General features: G+C 43.9%; 1 pseudogene. It reads left to right on the forward strand.

The annotated features are described in order from the left end of the window. Positions 1-250 precede the first annotated feature (250 nt). Positions 251-952: pseudogene (locus A3729_RS02675) on the forward strand (pyridoxal-dependent decarboxylase); the annotation flags it as partial.

The following is a 952-nucleotide window of genomic DNA, read 5'->3' on the forward strand; positions in this document are numbered from 1 at the left end:
ATATTGCCAAGCCTTTTTATCAAGTCGAGCAGGAAATTACGGCTCAGCTTGAATATCAAAGTGTGAAAAATCTAAAGGAGCAGTTGCTGGCATCGCTTCAAAAGAGTGGTGATTTGGCAATTCTTCCCAGTCAATAAGGTTTTTTAAACGATATTGGTCCATTGCAAGAGACCTTGGCTGGTTATCCTTTGTACGACCGACTATACTAGCGCCCGTTCAAATTTTGGGTATTGAATCTACGTTGTGAGCTATGTTGGACAAGTTATACCATAAGCAGAAGTTTGCTCAGGCAAGCATAGAGAGTATGTATCGAGTATTTACAGTACCCGAAGCACCAGACTCTACTCTTAGCCGTATTGATAAAGACGTTTCTAATAATCTTGCAGGATTTATGCAGGACCATATCGTCGCGGTCGAACATGATTTGCAAGAAATGGAAAAAGACTTTTCTGATCCCAGGATTCCTGAAAAGCCCATTTTTGTATCCGAACATACTCAATTTCTTCTAGATAAAATAGTTGCGCAGTCTGTTCACACCTCATCGCCTAGCTTCGTTGGTCATATGACCTCTGCTTTACCTTATTTCATGTTGCCGCTTTCCAAGATCATGATTGCGCTCAACCAGAACCTGGTAAAAACCGAAACCTCGAAAGCGTTTACGCCCCTAGAGAGACAGGTGCTCGGGATGTTGCACCGCCTGGTATACGCTGAAGACAGTGATTTTTATAGCAAGTGGATGCACGATGCAGGGCATGCATTGGGGGCAATGTGCTCAGGCGGCACCATTGCCAATATCACAGCTCTTTGGGCGGCTCGAAATTTAGCCTTTCCACCCGAAGGAAACTTCAAGGGCGTTGCCCATGAAGGCTTATTTCGAGCGATTAAGTACTATGGTTATGATGGTGCTGCAATCGTGGTCTCAAAAAGAGGGCATTACTCTTTTAGCAAAACA

It is taken from the genome of Oleiphilus sp. HI0043 (assembly GCF_001634935.1).